Annotated in this window: 7 protein-coding genes; 4 read left to right on the forward strand and 3 right to left on the reverse strand. The window is 55.8% G+C overall.

Annotated elements, in window-relative coordinates:
• The first annotated feature begins 3 nt into the window (after positions 1 to 3).
• Complete coding sequence (locus J7J49_RS03275; protein WP_215090102.1) at positions 4 to 498, forward strand: DUF2878 domain-containing protein; 495 nt, start codon at positions 4 to 6, stop codon at positions 496 to 498.
• Here the strand turns inward: J7J49_RS03275 and J7J49_RS03280 are convergent.
• The gene (locus J7J49_RS03280; RefSeq protein ID WP_215090104.1) at positions 495 to 2336 is read right to left on the reverse strand and encodes a putative bifunctional diguanylate cyclase/phosphodiesterase; all 1842 of its coding nucleotides are present in this window, start codon (positions 2334 to 2336) and stop codon (positions 495 to 497) included. The two genes, J7J49_RS03275 and J7J49_RS03280, sit on opposite strands and share 4 nt — an antisense overlap.
• Before the next feature lie 280 nt (positions 2337 to 2616).
• Between J7J49_RS03280 and fabA the strand changes: the two genes are divergently transcribed.
• Together fabA and fabB are read left to right on the forward strand one after the other, a co-directional pair.
• Positions 2617 to 3132, forward strand: a complete 516-nt coding sequence (fabA, locus tag J7J49_RS03285) for a 3-hydroxyacyl-[acyl-carrier-protein] dehydratase FabA (RefSeq protein ID WP_215090106.1) — start codon at positions 2617 to 2619, stop codon at positions 3130 to 3132.
• A gap of 13 nt (positions 3133 to 3145) precedes the next feature.
• On the forward strand, positions 3146 to 4363 hold the full coding sequence (gene fabB / locus J7J49_RS03290; protein ID WP_215090107.1) for a beta-ketoacyl-ACP synthase I: 1218 nt from the start codon (positions 3146 to 3148) through the stop codon (positions 4361 to 4363).
• Between the two features lie 90 nt (positions 4364 to 4453).
• Here the strand turns inward: fabB and J7J49_RS03295 are convergent, their stop codons facing one another.
• Both J7J49_RS03295 and J7J49_RS03300 read right to left on the reverse strand, forming a co-directional pair.
• Positions 4454 to 5188, reverse strand: a complete 735-nt coding sequence (locus J7J49_RS03295) for a lysophospholipid acyltransferase family protein (protein WP_022520897.1) — start codon at positions 5186 to 5188, stop codon at positions 4454 to 4456.
• Positions 5185 to 6075 (reverse strand): sugar nucleotide-binding protein, encoded by an 891-nt coding sequence (locus J7J49_RS03300; RefSeq protein ID WP_215090110.1) that lies wholly within the window; start codon positions 6073 to 6075, stop codon positions 5185 to 5187. Before J7J49_RS03300 ends, J7J49_RS03295 begins: the two co-directional genes overlap by 4 nt.
• A 733-nt stretch (positions 6076 to 6808) precedes the next feature.
• Between J7J49_RS03300 and J7J49_RS03305 the strand changes: the two genes are divergently transcribed.
• Positions 6809 to 19159 carry a carbohydrate-binding protein gene (locus J7J49_RS03305; protein ID WP_215090112.1) on the forward strand — a complete coding sequence of 4117 codons (12351 nt, stop codon included), beginning with the start codon at positions 6809 to 6811 and terminating at the stop codon, positions 19157 to 19159.
• Positions 19160 to 19226: the final 67 nt, after the last annotated feature.

A 19226-nucleotide genomic window follows, 5' to 3' on the forward strand; every position in this document is an offset into this window, starting at 1 on the left:
AAGATGGCCCCCCCAAAGTGGCAGGCGCTGGTATTAAATGCGCTCCGTTTCGAAGCCGGGTGGCTATTGTGTGTATTAGGCGGTTCGTGGGTGGCAGTGGTGGCAGGCAGCAGCCTGTTGGCTTGGCATCTATGGCGCTGCGCGCGGCCCGGTGAGTGGCGGTTTATCGCCGGTTTTGCCTTGCTCGGGCTGGTGATTGATGGCGGTTTGCAGCTGCTGGGAGGCTTCGATTTTAACGATCAAACGCTGGTACTGGGGCTTCTACCGCTGTGGCTGTGGATGCTATGGCCGCTGTTTGCCACTCTGGTCTATCACTCACTGGCGTGGCTGTGGCGCTATCCGCTGCTAGCCGCTCTGTGTGGCGCCATTAGTGGCCCACTGTCTTATTATGGCGGCGCGCTACTGGCAGAGGTGACCCTTGCTGCCTGGTTACTCCCCGTCCAGGCGCTCATTTGGGCGCTGCTCTGTGTGGGTATTAGCCGTTTTCACCAACCTTAAGAGGCGGCGGGTGTGGTGATCGAGGTGGGCACCAGCCGTTTTTCCAACTCAGCGGCGGAGAGTGGCCGGGCAAAGTAGAACCCCTGTACGGCTGTGCACCCGGCGTTCACCAAGAATTGACACTGCTCTTTAGTCTCAACACCTTCGGCAATCACCCCTAATCCCATACCTTCCGCCATCGCTAAGACCGCCTTTACAATCGAGGCGTCTGCCTGATCGTGCGGCAACTCTTTTATAAACGCGCGATCGAGTTTGATTTTATCCACCGGTAAGCGCTTCAAGTAGCCGAGCGACGAATAGCCGGTACCAAAGTCGTCGATGGCAATCGCAAAACCCTGGTCGCGCAGCGCCTGCAGACGTGGCCCCATATCCCCCGCGCGCTCGTCAAGCAACACCGACTCCGTCAGTTCTAAACCAATTTGCGAAGGCGTCAACTGGTAACGCTTTAGACAGGTTGTCAGCTGGCTCTCCAGATCACCTTGAAACAGCTGCAGGGCCGAGATATTGACCCAAATCGTCAGTTTGGGCATGCCACTATTACGCCAGTGCGCCTGCTGTGCACAGGCCTTTTCGATCACCCAGGCGCCCAGTTGACTCATTAAACCGTGCCGCTCAGCCAGCGGAATAAAATCGCCTGGGGAAATCATGCCGTCCTTGGGGTGGCGCCAGCGCAGTAGCGCCTCCATACCTACCAGTTCACCGCTGCCGGGCTCATGCTGGGTTTGATAGTGCAGCTCCAACTGGTCACCGGAAATAAGCGCAGCGCGGAGATCACTGACCAGCGCCAGTTGAGGGTTATCCTGCTTATCCAGCGCCGGGCGAAAGCGCTGGCTTAAGTTACGCCCCAGCCGTTTGGCGCTGTAAAGCGCCGACTCTAAGCGTTGGAAGAGCACACCTGAGTCGTTACCATCTTCGGGCACGCGACAGCTGCCAATCGTCAGCCCTAAGCGCAGCGAGTGGTCGTTAATTTCAAATGGCCGACTCATATGTTCGCGCAGGGTCGCCACCCACTGGTCATGATCGTCAAAGGTGGTGGTGCGGATCACCATAAACTCGTCACCGCCCAGCCGTCCGACTACGCTGCCTGCCACGTAGCCGGTAAGCCGCTGGGCAAAGCGCGCCAATAGGCGATCACCCTGATCAACCCCCAGGCTATCGTTGACTGACTTCAACCCATCAATATCCACCAGCGCCATATCCAGGCTCTCACCCGCGCGTAAATGGCGCAGCCGTGAGGCCAGCAGATCATGAAGGCGCCGTCGATTGGGCAGACCAGTGAGAGGGTCTTCATAGCCGATACGGCGCAAATCGCGCTCACGGGCTTTTTGTGCCGAAATATCGGTAAACAGATTAATAAAATGGGTAATGTTGCCACGCTTGTCGGTCACCGCGCGGACTTTTAGCCACTCGGGGTACTCGTCGCCGTGTTTTCGGCGGCTCCACATTTCACCTTCCCAACGACCGGTACTTTTCAGCGTGCTCCAAAACGTTTGATAGAAGGCTTTATCATGGCGCTGGGCTGCCAGCGTTTCCAACTTCAGCCCCTGTATCTCCTGGCTGGCGTAGCCGGTAATTTCGGTAAACGCTGGATTAACCACTATCACGCGATTTTGCGCGTCGGTAATCACCACGGCGTCGCTCGCGAGCCTTAGCGTATCTTGCGACAGCCGCAGACGTAGCCGCTGTTGACGCATTTGTTTCCAGGCGTCCCACAGCCCAAGCGCGACCAGCGTGGCAGCTACCATGCGTAGCATCGCATCGGGTATCCAAACACAGGCGGGGAGTGCCGCCAGTGCGGCCCAAACTAACGGACGATTAAGAGAAACAGGAAGCCACATGGCGATTCGCTATACCCTATACAAATTAACCTAGATAAAAATTAGCGTTAGGTGCCATGCTGATCATGCCGCCTAAGAAGAAACTTCGATACTCTATATTACGGCAATGAAACATTTATTGTGCACAATCGGCAGCTGTTGAGCCAAGTGACCCACTATAGTGCTATCGGCCAATCCGCTAAAATCTCTAGTTATTAGCGATAAATAGCCAGTTACGTGCATTCAGCGGTTTCGGGAAGTAGACTAGCCCCACAACCTATTTGATATTCGGAACGATTCAGTGACCAAGCAACATTCCTTTGATCGCGAAGAACTGCTGGCTTGCTCGCGCGGCGAGCTATTCGGCCCCGGCAATGCACAGCTCCCGGCTCCTAACATGCTGATGCTTGATCGCATCAAGCACATTCACAAAGAAGGCGGTGAGCATGGCAAGGGCGAACTGATCGCCGAGCTGGATATCACGCCTGACTTGTGGTTCTTTGATTGCCACTTCCCGGGTGACCCCGTCATGCCTGGCTGTTTAGGATTAGACGCTATGTGGCAGCTAGTCGGGTTTTATTTGGGCTGGTTAGGTCACCCAGGTCGCGGACGTGCGCTTGGCTGCGGCGAGGTTAAATTCAGCGGACAGATTCTGCCGGATGCACAAAAAGTGACCTATAGCATTAATATTAAGCGTATTATTACCCGACGTCTTATCTTGGGTATCGCCGACGGCACAGTATCCGTTGACGGACGCGACATTTATCAGGCTAATGATCTGCGCGTTGGCCTATTTACCTCCACTGCGAATTTCTAAACAGGAGGCTCCCATGCGACGAGTGGTAGTCACCGGCCTTGGCATCGTATCGTGCCTTGGCAACGACCAACGACAGGTTCTGGATGCGCTCAAAACTGGGCGTAGCGGTATTCGTTTTAAGGAAGAGTATGCCGAGCGAGGCTTTCGTAGCCATGTAGCGGGCAGCGTCGATATTGATCTTGACGCACTCATTGACCGCAAACTGCGCCGTTTCATGGGCGACGCGGCTGCCTATGCGTATGTTTCTATGGCCCAGGCCATCGAAGACGCTGGGCTGAGCGAAGATCAGGTATCTAACGAGCGTACGGGGCTTATTGCCGGATCTGGCGGTGCTTCAAGCGCCAATCAGGTGGAAGCCGCTGACGTACTACGTGAAAAAGGTCTGCGCCGCGTTGGCCCTTATCGCGTCACCCGGACAATGGGTAGCACTGTTTCAGCGTGCTTGGCTACGCCGTTTAAAATCAAAGGCATCAATTACTCTATTTCTTCTGCCTGTGCGACGTCAGCGCACTGTATTGGCAGTGCCATGGAGCAAATTCAGCTTAACAAGCAGGATGTAGTGTTTGCCGGTGGCGGCGAAGAGGAACACTGGACGCTCTCTTGCCTGTTTGATGCCATGGGCGCGCTCTCTACCCACTACAACGACACCCCGGCGCAGGCCTCACGTCCTTACGACCAAGCCCGCGACGGCTTCGTTATCGCCGGTGGCGGTGGCATGCTGGTGTTGGAAGAGCTTGAACACGCTAAAGCCCGCGGCGCCAAGATTTACGGCGAACTGGTGGGTTACGGCGCCACCTCCGACGGCCATGATATGGTCGCCCCTTCGGGCGAAGGTGCTATGCGCTGCATGCGCCAGGCGATGGCAACGGTTGAGGGTGATATTGACTATATCAATACCCACGGCACCTCAACGCCCGTAGGCGATGTTGCCGAGCTCAAAGCCATACGCGAAGTGTTTGGTAATACAACGCCCGCCATGAGTTCGACTAAATCGCTCACCGGCCACTCCCTGGGGGCTACCGGTGTACAGGAAGCGATCTATTCGCTGCTGATGATGCAACACAACTTTGTTGCTGCTTCGGCGAACATCACCGATTTGGATGAGCAGGCCGACGGCTTTGATATTGTCACCGAACGCCGAGATGACGTGACGATAGAGCGCGCCTTATCAAATAGCTTCGGCTTTGGCGGCACCAATGCGTGTCTCGTGTTCCAGCGCTATAACGATTGAAGCTGTTGCAATGACAAGCATGTGAAAAAGCAGAATGAAAATGGCGCCCAAGGGCGCCATTTTCGTATTGCAAGAAGAAACATAACGCTGCTAGCGAGAGGTAGGCCGCGGTACGTCTGAAATTTCCTGTAGCTGGGCTTCAATCCACGCTTCGACATCTGCAAGCACTTCATCGGGCATACGTCCGGCTGTTTCAATCGGCTTACCAATACGCACACGCAGCACGCCTGGCCGCTTAACCCAGTGGCGCCCTGGCCAGCGCTCGCCAGCATTATGGGCCACCGGCAGCACCGGCACCCCCGCACGACACGCCACCACGCTGCCACTTTTGTTATAGCGTTTGCGGATGCCTGGATCTACCCGCGTCCCTTCAGGAAAAATAAGCACCGACAGCCCCGTACCCAAACGCTCAACACCTTGAGTCAGCACTTGCTTCATCGCCCGCGCCGGCTTGGAGCGATCCAAACTGATCGGGCGGAGCAGACGTAACCCCCAACCGAAAATCGGTAGGCGCAGTAATTCGCGTTTCAGTACGGTGCATACGGGTGGCTTCATTACCTGCAGAAACACGGTTTCCCACTCACACTGATGATTAGCTTGAATCACACAGGGGCCACTGGGCAGGTTTTCCCGCCCCTGAATGTCGTAACGCACCCCGCAGGCGATACGAAACCACACCATCAAAAAGTAGTTATACAAATTGAGTAAGCGGTAGCGGCCAGAGAGCGGAAGAAACGGCGCAATGGGCAGAAACAGGATGCCGATCATTAGCATGGCCAAAAAGTAGCCGGCATAAAAAACCAAACTGCGAACCACATTTATCAAGCCGACGCTCCTGTATCGCTGACACGATTATTTTCACGGATCAAACACCACGCATCCAGCATACGCCCCGCCTCTAACCGCCACGGTTTCTGATGAACGCCAAACACATCCAGCACACGGCGACAGTTTAAGACGCGCCGCAGCTTGGCATCATGGTGATGTTTAAGCGGCTGAACCTCGCCGAGTGTAATCTGCTCGCCGCGCCCCTCAAGGTGCGTTAACAGTTGGGTACGCACCATGGAGGTAAAGGTAAAGGCACTGACCGGTTCGGTGCCCGCAAGATGGTAGGCCCCCCAGGCCTCAGCCCCGCTGACCTGCTGCTGTAGCATGCCAATCAACGCCATGGCGACAGCGTCCGCGGAGGTCGGGCAAAAAATCACATCTTCTGCAGCGCGCACCGCCTTCCCGAGCACCAGATTATCGATGATGTCATTGAGCCACGCATGGCTGCCTTCCAGCGCAAATAGCGGGCCTAGGCGCACAATCAAATGGCGCTGAAACTCCGCACGGATGCGATCACCGGTTTGTACCAGACGGCGCAAGCTGTCATCCCGTGGCGCGGGCACCACATGCTCATCAATGGGGACTTCCAAACCATCTTCGTAAAGCTGATCAGAGACACACCATATCAACGCTACGTCCTGCGATTGACAGGCATCCAAGCAGGTATCTACCGCATCGGCATGGGCCGTCACATCCGCTGGCGCCATGTTCAGTGGATGTGCCAAGGGTGGAATAATCACGGCGTCCGGGGCAATCGCCTCAAGGCGCGACGGCGTGATGGTCGTCCCTTGCTCTATGACTAACTCTGTATCGGCGCGACGACTTGCTTCCCGGGCCAGTGCCAAGCTTAAGCAGTGTCCGGCATCCAATATCAAAAGTTTCACAACCATCCTCTGCACAATTTACAAACATCTATTAACAAACAGCCATTTACAAACAGCTATTTACAAACATCTGTGCCAGCAACCAACGTCAGCATTTTCGCACAAGCTAAGGCGCATTGGCTGCCGCTGAGCGGCAGCAGCGGTACACTTTACTGGTTCTAGCCCCCTGTAGGAAGCCTCCACTTGGCCCTCCCCTAGCTAATTTGCCAACGTTGCTCGCAAGGAAAAACAGCCTGAATGGCTAACTTTAAATCGCAATATAGAGAATCTTTAACTTTTAAACGTATTAGCAGCGATAAAAATCATTAGCAAAAACTGCCATACATTGCTTCAAAAATCAGAGACTCCTTACACTCAGAATGAAACAATTATTTTTCAAAAAGACTAAAACCTGTATTAAAAATGCAAACCCACAAGACTAAAAAAGCACTAATTTCTTATTATTTTATTAATCACTATACCGATCAAATTATAAAACATGCCAAAACCTTAATCTTAACTCTTTATTTTTTATACAAACCTAAAAAAAGCGATATCACAGCCTGCTAGCATTAGATATTTAAGTCTTGTGGGCCTTGCCAAAGCAACTAATTTAAATAGTTGTAGCAATAAGTTACAAAGCATGGCCATGCGTAGTTTAAGGGAATTAGATGCGCAGCACCTTCTCCATACCAATAAAACCTAATTCGTCAGGCGTTGCCTGCAATTAGCACATACATCGCAGGGGTGTCCTATGTTCTCTATTACTTGGATCAATGCAACAACGGGTGAAGTTCAGCGTGGCTTAAACAACGCACAAACAGTGACTGCAAATGAGATAGAAAACAGTGCTATTCGCATCATTCCTATTATCAATGACGCCCTTGATCCGCTTTACCTTACTAAAGCAATCGAACTGACCATTATTTATGATGAGGGAGAGCCCGTAACATTAGCCAGCACGACGCCACCTTTTATCTTTGAAGATCTCCCTAACTTTACCAATGGGGCTATCCAGTTAATCATCACTGCATTAGATGATGCGGGCAATGCTATCGAATCTGGTAGTGAGGCCGTGGCGTTTGAAGTTACCGATAGCATTTCCGTACCCGCCGTATTCACACCTATCCGTATTCAGGCGGAAGATACTGATAATACCGATGGTGATGGCAATTATGCTGTTATGACGGGCGGCGTGACCACGTCCGCTATCGGCGAGCCCAATGCCGTTAATGCCGATGGCAACGCCTATGCCGATTTTGTCGGGCCAAGTGGTGAGACCCTTACCTTCAATGTTGATGTCCCAGAAGCGGGAGAATATGAACTGGCGGTGAGCTATGCCTTAAGCCGTAACAACGATGCTGTCGCCAGCGAGCGTAACCGCCCACTGCGACTGGAAGTGAATGATCAGCTAGTTGATCGCATGTTTGACCTACGCAGTACTAGCCCCGAAGGCAATAATAATGCCAGCGACTTCACTACTTTCGCTGAACGCAGTGTGATCGTGCAGCTCCAGGAGGGAGCAAACAGTGTCAGCTTTACCTCTAATGGCATCAGCGGCCCCAATATTGACTACCTTGAGATCCGTAAGCCCGCGCTAGGCAGTCAGGTCATCCAGGGTGAAGAGCTAATTTTGTCGCCAACACCGATATTGTCCACGGCGGGAACCACTACCAACCGCCCGGTGACTACGGCAAATATTGTTGATCTCAATGATACTTTTCGGGTGGGCGCCGAAGGCGCCAGCTACCTGGATTGGGCACTTAACAATGCAAATGCCTATGGGGAATTCGTTTATCAAGCCCCCGCCGCTGGCACCTACTCCATGACCGTCACGTACGCCGGTTCCACCGACCGACCGCTCGACCTGTCGCTTGTAGAAGGCAGTGACTTAACCGCCATTGGCACCTTTGCATTTGCAAAAACGACGCCCGCCCTTTATATGCCCGATGACCTCAATGACCTGCCCAATGGCGTGGCGACTAGCACGCCCGCGGCCTCTGAATGGGAAGGTTGGACGACCGAAACACTCGAGTTCACGCTAGCCGCTGGGGAAAACTTACTGCGGCTGGGCGGCCGCGCCAACGGCCCCAATATCGATAAAATTGAGATGGCATTGGTGGCAGCAGAACCTTCTCCACCCACCGTCCTGCTGCTGGATAACGACAGCGTACTGGAAAACCAGCAAGGCGCCGTTATTGGTCAACTCATTGTGGAAGACCAGGATGACGACACCCATAGTTTTACTGTCAGCGACGAACGCTTCGAGGTAGATACCAGTGGCGTATTGCGCCTGAAAAGTGGCACTAGCCTTGATTTTGAAACAACCACTTCCGTTAGCCTTGAGGTCACTGCCACCGACCCGGCGGGTGCGAGCGTCAGCGATACCTTCTTAATTGCAGTGGGCGATGTCGAAGATAGCGTTACCCCCCCACCCATTCCCGTCGACCCCATTCGCTTACAGGCAGAAGACTTCGACAGCGCCACCACCTTCACCATCGAGAACATCGCCGCCGCCGATGGCGGTCAGGCAATCCGTCTACCCGGCAGCAGCGCGGGCAACGCCAGCTATGCGCTGGATGGCAAAGTGGCGGCCGGCACCTATACCGTCATCGTCGGCTATATCGACGAAAGCGATGGCGAAAGCACTGCCCAACTGAGTATCAGTGACGCCAATGGCGAGAGCTTCAGTGGCAATTGGATCTTCGACGACGATGCTAGCAGCGGCAACGGCGTTCAGCCGCAAAACTTCCGCACCGTTACCTTTACCGATGTGACCGTGGGCGATGGCGCTACCCTGTCGCTCAGCGCCATCTCGACGGCGCTGGAGTATGCACGCATCGACTATATCGAGTTTGTGCCCACCGGCAGTGTCGACCCAGATCCTGAGCCGGAACCCACCATCCTGCTAGGTATCGCCGATGCAGCCACCGTGGTGGAAAGTGGCGATGTGGGTGTCACCACGCTGAGCTTTGCGTTGAGCGCCTCGAATGCCTTTAGCGGTGACGTGGCACTCGCCTTAGACATTGACGGCGTTGCCGAGACGCGCACGGTCACTTTTGCTGGCGGGGTCGCTACCCTGGCGGTTGATGTCACCAACGACGACGAAGATAACGGTAGCGAAACCGTCACGGTCGCCCTTATCGGCGCCACCGGGGATAGCTTTGCTATCAACAGCGCCGCCGCGACAGCCACAGGCAGCGTGAGTGAGGATGACGAAGACGTCGTTGTCCCAGCAGACCCCATCCGCCTACAGGCAGAAGACTTCGACAGCGCTACCACCTTCACCATCGAGAACATCGCCGCCGCCGATGGCGGCCAAGCTATTCGCTTACCCGGCAGCAGCACAGGCACCGCCAGCTATGCGCTGGACGGCAAAGTGGCGGCCGGCAACTATACCGTCATCGTCGGCTATATCGACGAGAGCGATGGCGAAAGCACTGCCCAACTGAGTATCAGTGACGCCAATGGCGAGAGCTTCAGTGGCAATTGGATCTTCGATGACGATGCTAGCAGCGGCAACGGCGTTCAGCCGCAAAACTTCCGCACCGTTACCTTTACCGATATGACCGTGGGCGATGGCGCTACCCTGTCGCTCAGCGCCAGCTCGGCGGCGCTGGAGTATGCCCGCATCGACTATATCGAGTTTGTGCCCACGGGCAGCGTGGAGCCGGAGCCAACTATTCTGCTGGGCATCGCCGATGCCGACCCGATGATAGAGAGTGGCGACGAGGGCGTCACTACGCTGAGCTTTGCCCTAAGCGCCTCAAACGCTTTTAGCGGTGATGTGGAGCTTACCCTGGAAATTAATGGCGTTGCCGACACTCGCACGGTCACCTTTATCGACGGTGCCGCCGCCCTAGCGGTTGATGTCGCCAACGACGACGAAGATAACGGTAGCGAAACCGTCACGGTCGCCCTTATCGGCGCCATCGGTGACAGTTTCGCCATCGACAGCACCGCCGCGACGGCCAGCGGTAGCGTAAGCGAAGATGACGCCGTTCCAGACACTGTCGCGCCCATCGTTATCCAGGCAGAGGATGCTTCCCTGGTCACCGTCAATGATAGTGGCGTGCCCTCCAATGCCGATTTCACTCGGGTGGTAGATCCTAATAATCTCGATGCCTTCACTAATTACCGCGAAGGAGCCGTCGGTGATGCCTATATGGACTTTGGCACAAACCCCGGCGACGAAGTTATCTTCAACGTTGAAACCGAGGTGGCCGGCACCTACACCGCGGTAATTCGTTACGCCAACGGTAGCGCAGGGCCCCGCCCCCTTGACCTAATGATCAATGGAACGCCTGCTCCCCAAGCGGCTTTCCCGCCGGCATTTAATGATGGCGTCAACGACCCATGGGATAGCTGGCTTGAGCTTGAAGTGGAGATGGAGCTTCAAGCTGGCCCCAACAGCGTCTCATTTGCCATACCGGCAGTGGCCGATGGCGGTGTCAACAACGGCCCCAATATCGATCAGATTATCTTCAACTACCAGCAGGACGACGGCGGTGAAACACCCACCGAGCCCTTCCTGTTTGAGATTCAGGGCGAAGCGCTCACCATCGATGATGATGAGCCTACCCCGGACACAGTGGTTCGCGATGCTAGCAATCCCGAAACCAATGCAGCCGCTGGCCCGGACGGGCTATGGGATGGTTTCACCGGCAGCGGCTACCTCGATATGGGGGGCGAAGCCGGCGATGCGGCCTTCTTTGCAGTTGCCGTCGAAGAGGCGGGCACTTATACCCTGAGCGTACGCTATGCCAACGGTGATGGCGCCGGTGCTAGCCGTCCGATGACCATCCTGGTGGATGGCCAATCCCAGGGCGAGCTGGCCTTCCCCATCACTGGGGCTGGCAACGACGGCTGGGTGAGCTGGCAAGACGCCACCATTGAGCTGGAACTGATGCCGGGGAACAACACCATACGACTTGAGAATGTCGGTAACGCTGGCCCCAATATCGACAGCCTGAGTGTTAGCCGTGAGGGTGAAGTGGAGCCCCCCTTCGTTGAACCGGGTGAGCGCTTTGCCGTCAAGATCAACTTCGAGCCCGATGGTTTTGCCACCCCCGAGGGCTATATCGCCGATACCGGCTTAGCGTTTGGCGACCAATCCGTTGTGATCGATGGCCAAGTTTACCAGTACGGCTGGGTCACTGAGGCCTCTATCGCCGATGGTACCGAAAACGGCACGATACCGATGGCGATCAACACCCTCTCTGGTGTCGCTGTTAACGATCGTACCGACGATATTGCCGGGCTTGATCCTCGCCAGGGCACTTACGCCCACTTCGACCAGCCCGCAGAAGGCTATGTACGCGCCGGATGGGAAATGGAACTGGACGACGGCTACTACGAGGTAACGATTTCTATCGGCGATACCTCGGGGCCTTACGACAGCGTCAATCTGATCAACGCCGAAGGAGAGCAATTCAACACCCCCTTTACGCCCTTCCGGCCGGATGATTTTCCAGCGGACAACAACCCCAGCAACGACACCGACGGCTTCCGCTCCGAGCTGGTCACCCGCGTGGTACAGGTCACCGATGGTCGCCTGACCCTGGATTCGATTGGTCTTGGCGATAACACCGAGATCCAGTATATCGAGATCCAGTCGCTTCCCGACCTCACCCCGGATGATGACCGCGCGGCGCCGCAGGATTACGCTTTCTTCACCGATCCTCGCGCGATTGCCGGAGTGGGTGCAAACGAGATTCGCGTCGAGCTTGACCCCGAAGATGGCACAGCCCCCACTGGGGTTGACCCCGACTCAGATATTTTTGTCGGTATCTCGGTGGTCGATGGCCGTGGCGGCGCCCTGCTCGAAAGTCTGGGCGATGGCTCCGTACGGCTATTTGAAACCATCAGTGGCGAAGAAGTCACGCTCAACGTCAACACCACCGGCGGCTTCGATTCGTTGACCATTTCGCCCAACGGCATGCTCAAAGAGTTCACCAGCTACACCCTGGTCATCGAAGGCTTCCAGGATCGTGGCGCCAACGACGATCCTAACGCGCCAACCCGGGAGTTTCAGAAGTTCACCAACACCTTCGTCACCGGCGAAGCCTCTGAAATTGTGCCGAGAGAAGTGGCGTTCAACGATGTCATTGAGCTCAATGGCGCAGCCGACAACGCCTACCAGTTCACCTCGCTGGAGCTATCCCCGGATGGCAGCAAGATGTACGTCTCGAATATGCTGGGCGAGATCAAGCGTTACGACGTTAACCCACAAACCGGGGCACTCTCCAACGAGCAAGTATTGGCGCTCGACTACTTTGCGGGGGATTCAGCAGGGCCGCGGGGGATTATTGGCCTGACCTTCGACCCTACCGACCCGAACGTTTTATGGGTCAGCGATAACTTCCCGATTCCGCTGTCAGGACGCGATAACGGGGTGCCCGATTTCAGTGGGCGCATTTCCAAGATCACTCTGGATGAAGGGGATGCCTTTAGCGCCACGGCTGAAGCCTATATCACCGGACTGCCGCGCTCCAACGGCGACCACGTTACCAATAGCCTCGAATTCCGCGTCAACCCCGAATTTGATGCCAACACCAACCCAGACGTACCGAGCCACTTGCTCTACCTGCTGCAAGGGTCGAACTCGGCGATGGGGGCACCCGATAGTGCTTGGGGTAACCGTCCTGAGCGTCTGCTCAGCGCCGCTGTCATGGAAATAGATCCAACCCGCGAAGCGCCAGCAGGTGGCTTTGATGTAACCACCGAGCCCTTGCCTGGAGATGGTTTCAACCGCCGTTTTACCGACGATGATGGCGTTGATTTTAAGGCAGACCCGATAGCCATGGGCAATGACCGTTTCCTGGTCTTCGCGGCCAACGGTACCGCGACGGTAGAGAACTCCAATGGAGACTTGATCGAGAGCTATTATGACCCCTTCACCGAAGACGCCGTGGTCAAGATTTTTGCTACCGGCGTGCGCAACGCCTACGACTTGGTCTGGCACTCCAATGGCAACCTCTACGTACCCACCAACGGTTCGGCGGCAGGCGGCAATGTACCGGATGACCCTTCAACGCCGCAAAATGAATACGTAGGTAACGTCGAAAAACAAGACGACTACCTGTTTACAGTCAAGGAAGGCGGCTATTACGGCCATCCCAACCCCCTGCGCGATGAATTTATTCTTAATGGCGGTAACCCAACCCCTGGCAACGATGCCAACCAAGTGGGTAACTATCCGGTCGGCCAACAGCCTGACCCCAATTACGATATTGAGGGCGTCTATTCGCTAGGCGAGAACCGCTCGCCCAACGGTGTGACCGAGTACACCAGCGGTGTGTTCGGCGGCAACCTGCAGGGTAGCGTGCTGTTCACCGAATACTCCGGCGGTGACGATATACGCTCCATAACACTCGATGCCGCGGGGAATGTCGTGGGTGATGAAGTGCTGCGCAATGTTAATGGCAACGTCATCACCTATATAGACCCGCTGGATATTATCGAGAACCCCGCCACCGGCCAGCTCTACCTGCTAACGTTGAACCGCAATAACGGCCAGAGCCAGATCATTCGCCTCGACCCCGCGCCGGGAGGCGTAATCGTTGACCCAGAAGAGCCGGAAGAGCTTGTTTCGCTACTCACTATCCAGGCCGAAGACAATACCCCCAACGACGGCACCAGTGTATCGATTGCCCAAGGAGGTGGCGCGGAGATTCAGATTCGCACCACTGCAAACCCTGAACCTAACCAGCCAACCGGCGTGCGCCCCGGCGCCTTCGGTCTGGATGGCAACAACAACGATAATGATGGCGTACTGGGAGGGTATGTCGATTTTGGCAGCACCAACAATGACTTTATCACTTTCAGCTTCGAGCTCTCAGGCGCCGATGCGGGTGATTCAGTGCTGCGAGTCCGCTACGGCAACGGCGACACGGTGAACCGCCCACTGGAAGTGTTCGTTAATAACGTTAGCGTAGGCACCTTCGGTTTCAGCCCGCCAACAGGTATTACCGGCGACGCTGCTTGGAACGAGTGGCAAACGCTGGATATTCCTGCGGCGCTGGTCTCAGGCCTCAATACGGTACGCTTCCAGGCCGTCAATAATACCGGCCCCAATATCGACCAGTTGGAGATTCTGCAGGCTCCCGAAGACACATCGCCAGGCTACACCGACTACGAGGCTGAAAATGCCCAGCTTGATGGTCCGGTGGTGGTCACCAACAGCGTGGATGACCGCAACGCCTCAGGAGAGGGGTTTGTTGATTTCAACGGCACCGGTGATCAGAGTATTACCTGGACAGTGGTGGTCGGCGAAGCAGGCACCTACGACGTTGGCTTCCGCTATGCCCTGGCGGCCACTAAGGCCGACCGCCCTATGGTCGTCGCGGTCAATGGGGTGGCGATTGGGACACTTAATTTTCCAGGCCAGAGTAACGCCGCCGAGAATAACTGGTTCTTCCAATCCAGCTCATTAACTCTGGGCGCAGGTAGCAATACGATTACCGTCACGGCGCCGGATGCCAATGGTCCCAACGTCGACCTGTTGCGCATCGCAGATACCCCGCTGGATACCTTCGAGCCCATCTACGCCGACATTGATGGCAGTGGCCGTATTGAGCTGGAAAGCGGCGACAGCGCCCGGGCGGTTAATGAGCGTACCGCCGACTTCTACTTCACAGTCAATCAAGACGGCGCCTACAAACTTGACCTTGCGGCCAACGCAGGCGCACCGAATGGCGGTGAGCTAACGCTGCTACTCAATGGACAGCCCTTTGATGATATGAGCTTCCCCGGCGTTGGCGAGGCCGGTGAGCGGTCTGCTTATATCGAACTGCAGGCGGGGGTAAACTACAACCTGCGGGTTGTTTCCTCCGCGGATGGCGTTAATGAAATCGACTATCTCGATATCTCGCCCGCCCCCGGCGACCCCGATGCGGATATCGGTATCCAAAGTAATGATGCCGCCTACTTCTCTGACCGCCTGCACTTTAGCTATCTGGAGAACAATAGCGCCTCTAACCCTAACCGTGACTATAAGGAAGATGCCACGGTCACCATCAGTAATACCGGTACCAACACCCTGGTCATTATCGACGCGGATCTTGATGGCCCCTTCACTCTCGTCAATCCCACCATCTTTGATGGCCTGAGCCTAGCAGCGGGTGAGTCGATTGACGTGCAGGTGCTGTTTGACCGCGCGGCCTATACGCCGCCAGCTAACGATGCCGGTGACGGTGTATTTGAGGGCATGCTGCGCCTGGTCACCAACGACGCGGACACCCCCTTAGCCGAGGTGCACCTGGCCGGTTTCTGGCAAGCGCGCGATGAAGGCGGCTGGGAGCCCAACGTTAACGAAGTCTGGGAAGTCTTCGGTTTCGGCAACGTGATCGAGGGGCTCACTACCGTGGGCGGTGGCGAGAACTCGGTGCTCAATGACTTTGACCTCTACCGTCCCATCAACGATGACGAGGTTATGTCACGCTACTGGAAGATCGCCGATGGCTTTGAATCGGCCACCATTACCCAGCTGGCGGCCTACCATGGCGACGGGGGGGCCACGTTGGGTATTCATAATCCCGGCAATAAAAATCAGGACATTATACTTTCCAACCACGCGGGCAATAACAACCAGTCGCTACTGCCGATCAAGTCTAACGGCCAGTTTGCGACCGCCACGTTTACCCGCGAACAGATCCCCGATAGCTGGATCGGTAACGACATCTTTGGCATTGAAGTCGCTAATCTCTCCACCGATCCATCGCTCAATCCTGCTGGGGGAGGCACCGTCCCAGCGGGTGCAGAAGGCATTGAGCGCGGCTATACCGTGCGGGTCTTCCAGGCGCTGAATGCTAACGGCAGCGTGATCCCCAATACCTACCTGGGCATCATGGATTACACCGGCATTAACTACGATTACAACGATAATATGTTTGTCATCGAAGGGATCTCACCGGTTTCCGGCGGTGAGATAACGGTCACCAACCTGGATGGCGTACCGTCGGATGACCGCCTGGTGATGAGCCGAATCCAGAACCCTGCCAACGCCAACCAGGTATTCCATGATGAATCGACCTTTACCATCACCAACGATGGCTTCGCCAATCTGGAGATCAGCAGCCTTGTGGTCGCCGACCCGTCGCTGTTTGAAATCGTCGGAGCGACAGAGAACCTGGTGATTCCTGTCGGTGGATCGTTGAATGTCACGGTTCGCTTTATTGCCGAGGATTTCAACGACGCCACGCTATATGAGTCAACGCTGATCATTAACTCCAACGACGGAGACGAGGGGCAGAAAGTGATCCAACTGGCAGGGCTTGCCCAGGGCCAGTCGGAAAGTGGCCAGGAGCCGCTAGTCCAAGAGATCGTCGACGCCTTTGGTTTCTCGACCAATGTGGCTGAAGGTCAGATGAATAAAGGCGGGCTGGTGGAGGCCAACGGGGATGAAATCCTGTCACCTTACTTCCAGCGTGCCGATGGCAGCACGCCAATCAAGATTACCCAATTGGCGGCGTATCACACCCAGGGCGACGTAGCGCGGCTATTTATTCACGATGTGGATAGCCGTGCTCGCGACGAGATATTGGCCCACGACGAGCAGGACGGTCAGACGCTGCTGCCGCGGGCGCTCAATAGTGGCGACTTACTAACCACCACTACCCTAAATCGCGATGCGCCCTTCGGCTTCTTCGCGAATATTACCGGCCGCCAAGGCTACATCTCCTGGTCTGACCCCGACGCCAACCTCTACGAGGACACGATTGATGCCATCGGCAGCCCAGGTGCCAATCTCAACTGGGACGAAAACGACGGCCACCTGATTCGTGTTTATATAGCTAAGGACGCCGAAGGCAACGTTATCCCCAATACCTATATTGTGATTCAGGACTACGCGGGGGTGAACTACGATTACAACGACAATATCTTCCTGGTCGAGAACGTCCAGCCCTATGACCCCACCGGGGTCGAGGATGCCGATGGCAACGGCCGTGTGGATATTTATGACGACAGCGATGGCGATGGCATCCCCAACTTTCTTGATGGGGACACACCTGTGGAGCCGGATCAGCAGACCGCCTACAATGCCACCAAAACACCATGGGCGCTGGGGGCAAATGGATTAACGCTGGAAGCCAAACTGTTCGATAACGGCGGGCAAGGGGTGGCCTATAACGACACAACGACTGCCCACCAAGGCGCGGCCTTCCGCTCTGACGAAGCGGTGGATATCTCCAACGGCACCGAGGCGCTGGGCTACATCGCCAATGGCGAGTGGGTCGAGTACACACTCAATGTCGAAACAGCGGGCACCTATGCGCTGAGTTTCCTCACCTCTGCGGTGTCAAGCGGCAAATCCATCACCGCTGCTTTTGAGCAAGGCGGCAGCTTCCAAGGCAGTTCCTCGGTCAATTTGCCTAACACCGGTAGTTTCACTAGCTTCCAAACGGTGGGCCCACTGACGTTCGATCTTGAAGCAGGTGAGCAGGTATTGCGGCTAACCTTCAACGGTGGCCAGCTTGATCTGCAGTCGTTCAGTTTCGAGGCCATTGACCTGGGAGAGGAGGATGAGCAACAGCCCTTTAACACCAACCAAATACCCTGGCTGGTGGAGAACGACGGGCTGGTGCTGGCGGCCGTCAACTACGATACCGGCGGCCAGGATATTGCCTACAACGACAGCAGCGAAAACCAGGAGGGCAGCAACTTCCGCGGCGACGGCGTGGATATTGTCGGTAACGGGTCGGCCATCGGCTGGATCGAGAATAATGAGTGGGTTGAGTACACGATTAATGTTGCTCAGGCAGGCACTTACGAGCTGTCATTTCTCTCGGCACTAGGCAGTACCGGTGGCGCTGCGCGCTCCATCACCGCGTCATTTGCCCAAGGGGATAGCCCCTACACCACCACCTCACCGGTCAGCGTGGGCTTTAGCGGCAGTTGGACAACCTTTGTACCTACCGACAGCGTGCAGGTTGATCTGGAAGCCGGTGTTCAAGTGCTGCGTTTAACCTTCAACGGCGGCTCCCAGGATCTGGCCTCGTTCTCACTCGCCCCTATCACGACTACCGACAACCAAACACCCTTTAATGACAGTGGAACCCCCTGGGAGGTGGGCGACAGCTTCACGCTGGATGCCGCACTATTTGATGTCGGCGGTGAAGGCATCTCTTACAGCGATAGCGATCCTCAGCAAGAAGGTAGCAATTTCCGTGAAGGCGGCGTTGATATCGTCGGTAATGGCACAGCGATCGGCTGGGTTGATGCTGGAGAATGGGTTGAGTACACCATCGACGTGGCCCAATCCGGCACTTACAGCCTGTCGTTCCTCGCTTCGACTCCCTCAAGCGATGTCACCATCACTGCCGCCGTCGAAAAAGATGGGGCGTTTTATCTGCAAGCCAACTCACTGCCGCTGCCCAATACTGGCTCCTGGAGCAACCCTGTTGCCAGTGACGGTATGTTGCTCGACTTACAGGCCGGGGAGCAGACCCTGCGGTTAACCTTCAACGGGTCAGCGGGCAGCGACTTGATGGACTTCCAATCGTTCACCCTTGAACGTGAGAACGTACAGCAAGCCTTTAACGAGGAGGGCACCCCCTGGTTGATTGACGACGACGGCCTGTTTCTCGACGCCGTCAACTACGACCAGGGTGGCGCTGGCATAGCTTATAGCGACAGCAGCGAAGCGCAACTGGGTAACGCCAGCATTCGCGGCGAGGGTGTGGATATCGTTGGCAACGGTGAGGCTATCGGTTGGATCGCTAATAATGAGTGGGTAGAGTACACCGTCGATGTCGCTGAAGCTGGCGAACACACCTTCTCGTTTATTACCGCGACACCTTGGTCTGGTCGCAGCATAACCGTTGCCGCTGAGAAAGATGGCGTGTTCTACGCGCAAGCCTCCCCGCTTAGCGTGCCCAATAGCGGTGATTGGAAGAACTATGTCCAAGGGCCGGAAGTGACACTTAACTTGCAGGAAGGCGAGCAAGTGGTGCGGCTAACTTTTAATGGTGGCTCGATGGATCTTCAAGCACTGATTATTGAGCAAGAAGAGAGCCAGCCCTCAGCGCTCAACGTTGATGCTGGGGAAGATGCCCTGAGCGTCATGGGGGTTCAAGAGCCATTCACGAGTGAACAGCTGTTCTAATCACTGTGGCTAGACCGCTAGTGCAATATAGCCCGCTTTTTAGCGGGCTATATTGTTATCTAGTTAA

The sequence above is a fragment of the Halomonas sp. ISL-56 genome, from assembly GCF_018612805.1.
Classification (GTDB): domain Bacteria; phylum Pseudomonadota; class Gammaproteobacteria; order Pseudomonadales; family Halomonadaceae; genus Vreelandella.

Coding starts and splice junctions, on each gene's coding strand:
- J7J49_RS03305 (WP_215090112.1), top strand. CDS start 6,809: ATGTTCTCTATTACTTGGATCAATGCAACAACGGGTGAAGTTCAGCGT.
- fabB (WP_215090107.1), top strand. CDS start 3,146: ATGCGACGAGTGGTAGTCACCGGCCTTGGCATCGTATCGTGCCTTGGC.
- J7J49_RS03275 (WP_215090102.1), top strand. CDS start 4: ATGGCCCCCCCAAAGTGGCAGGCGCTGGTATTAAATGCGCTCCGTTTC.
- J7J49_RS03280 (WP_215090104.1), bottom strand. CDS start 2,336: ATGTGGCTTCCTGTTTCTCTTAATCGTCCGTTAGTTTGGGCCGCACTG.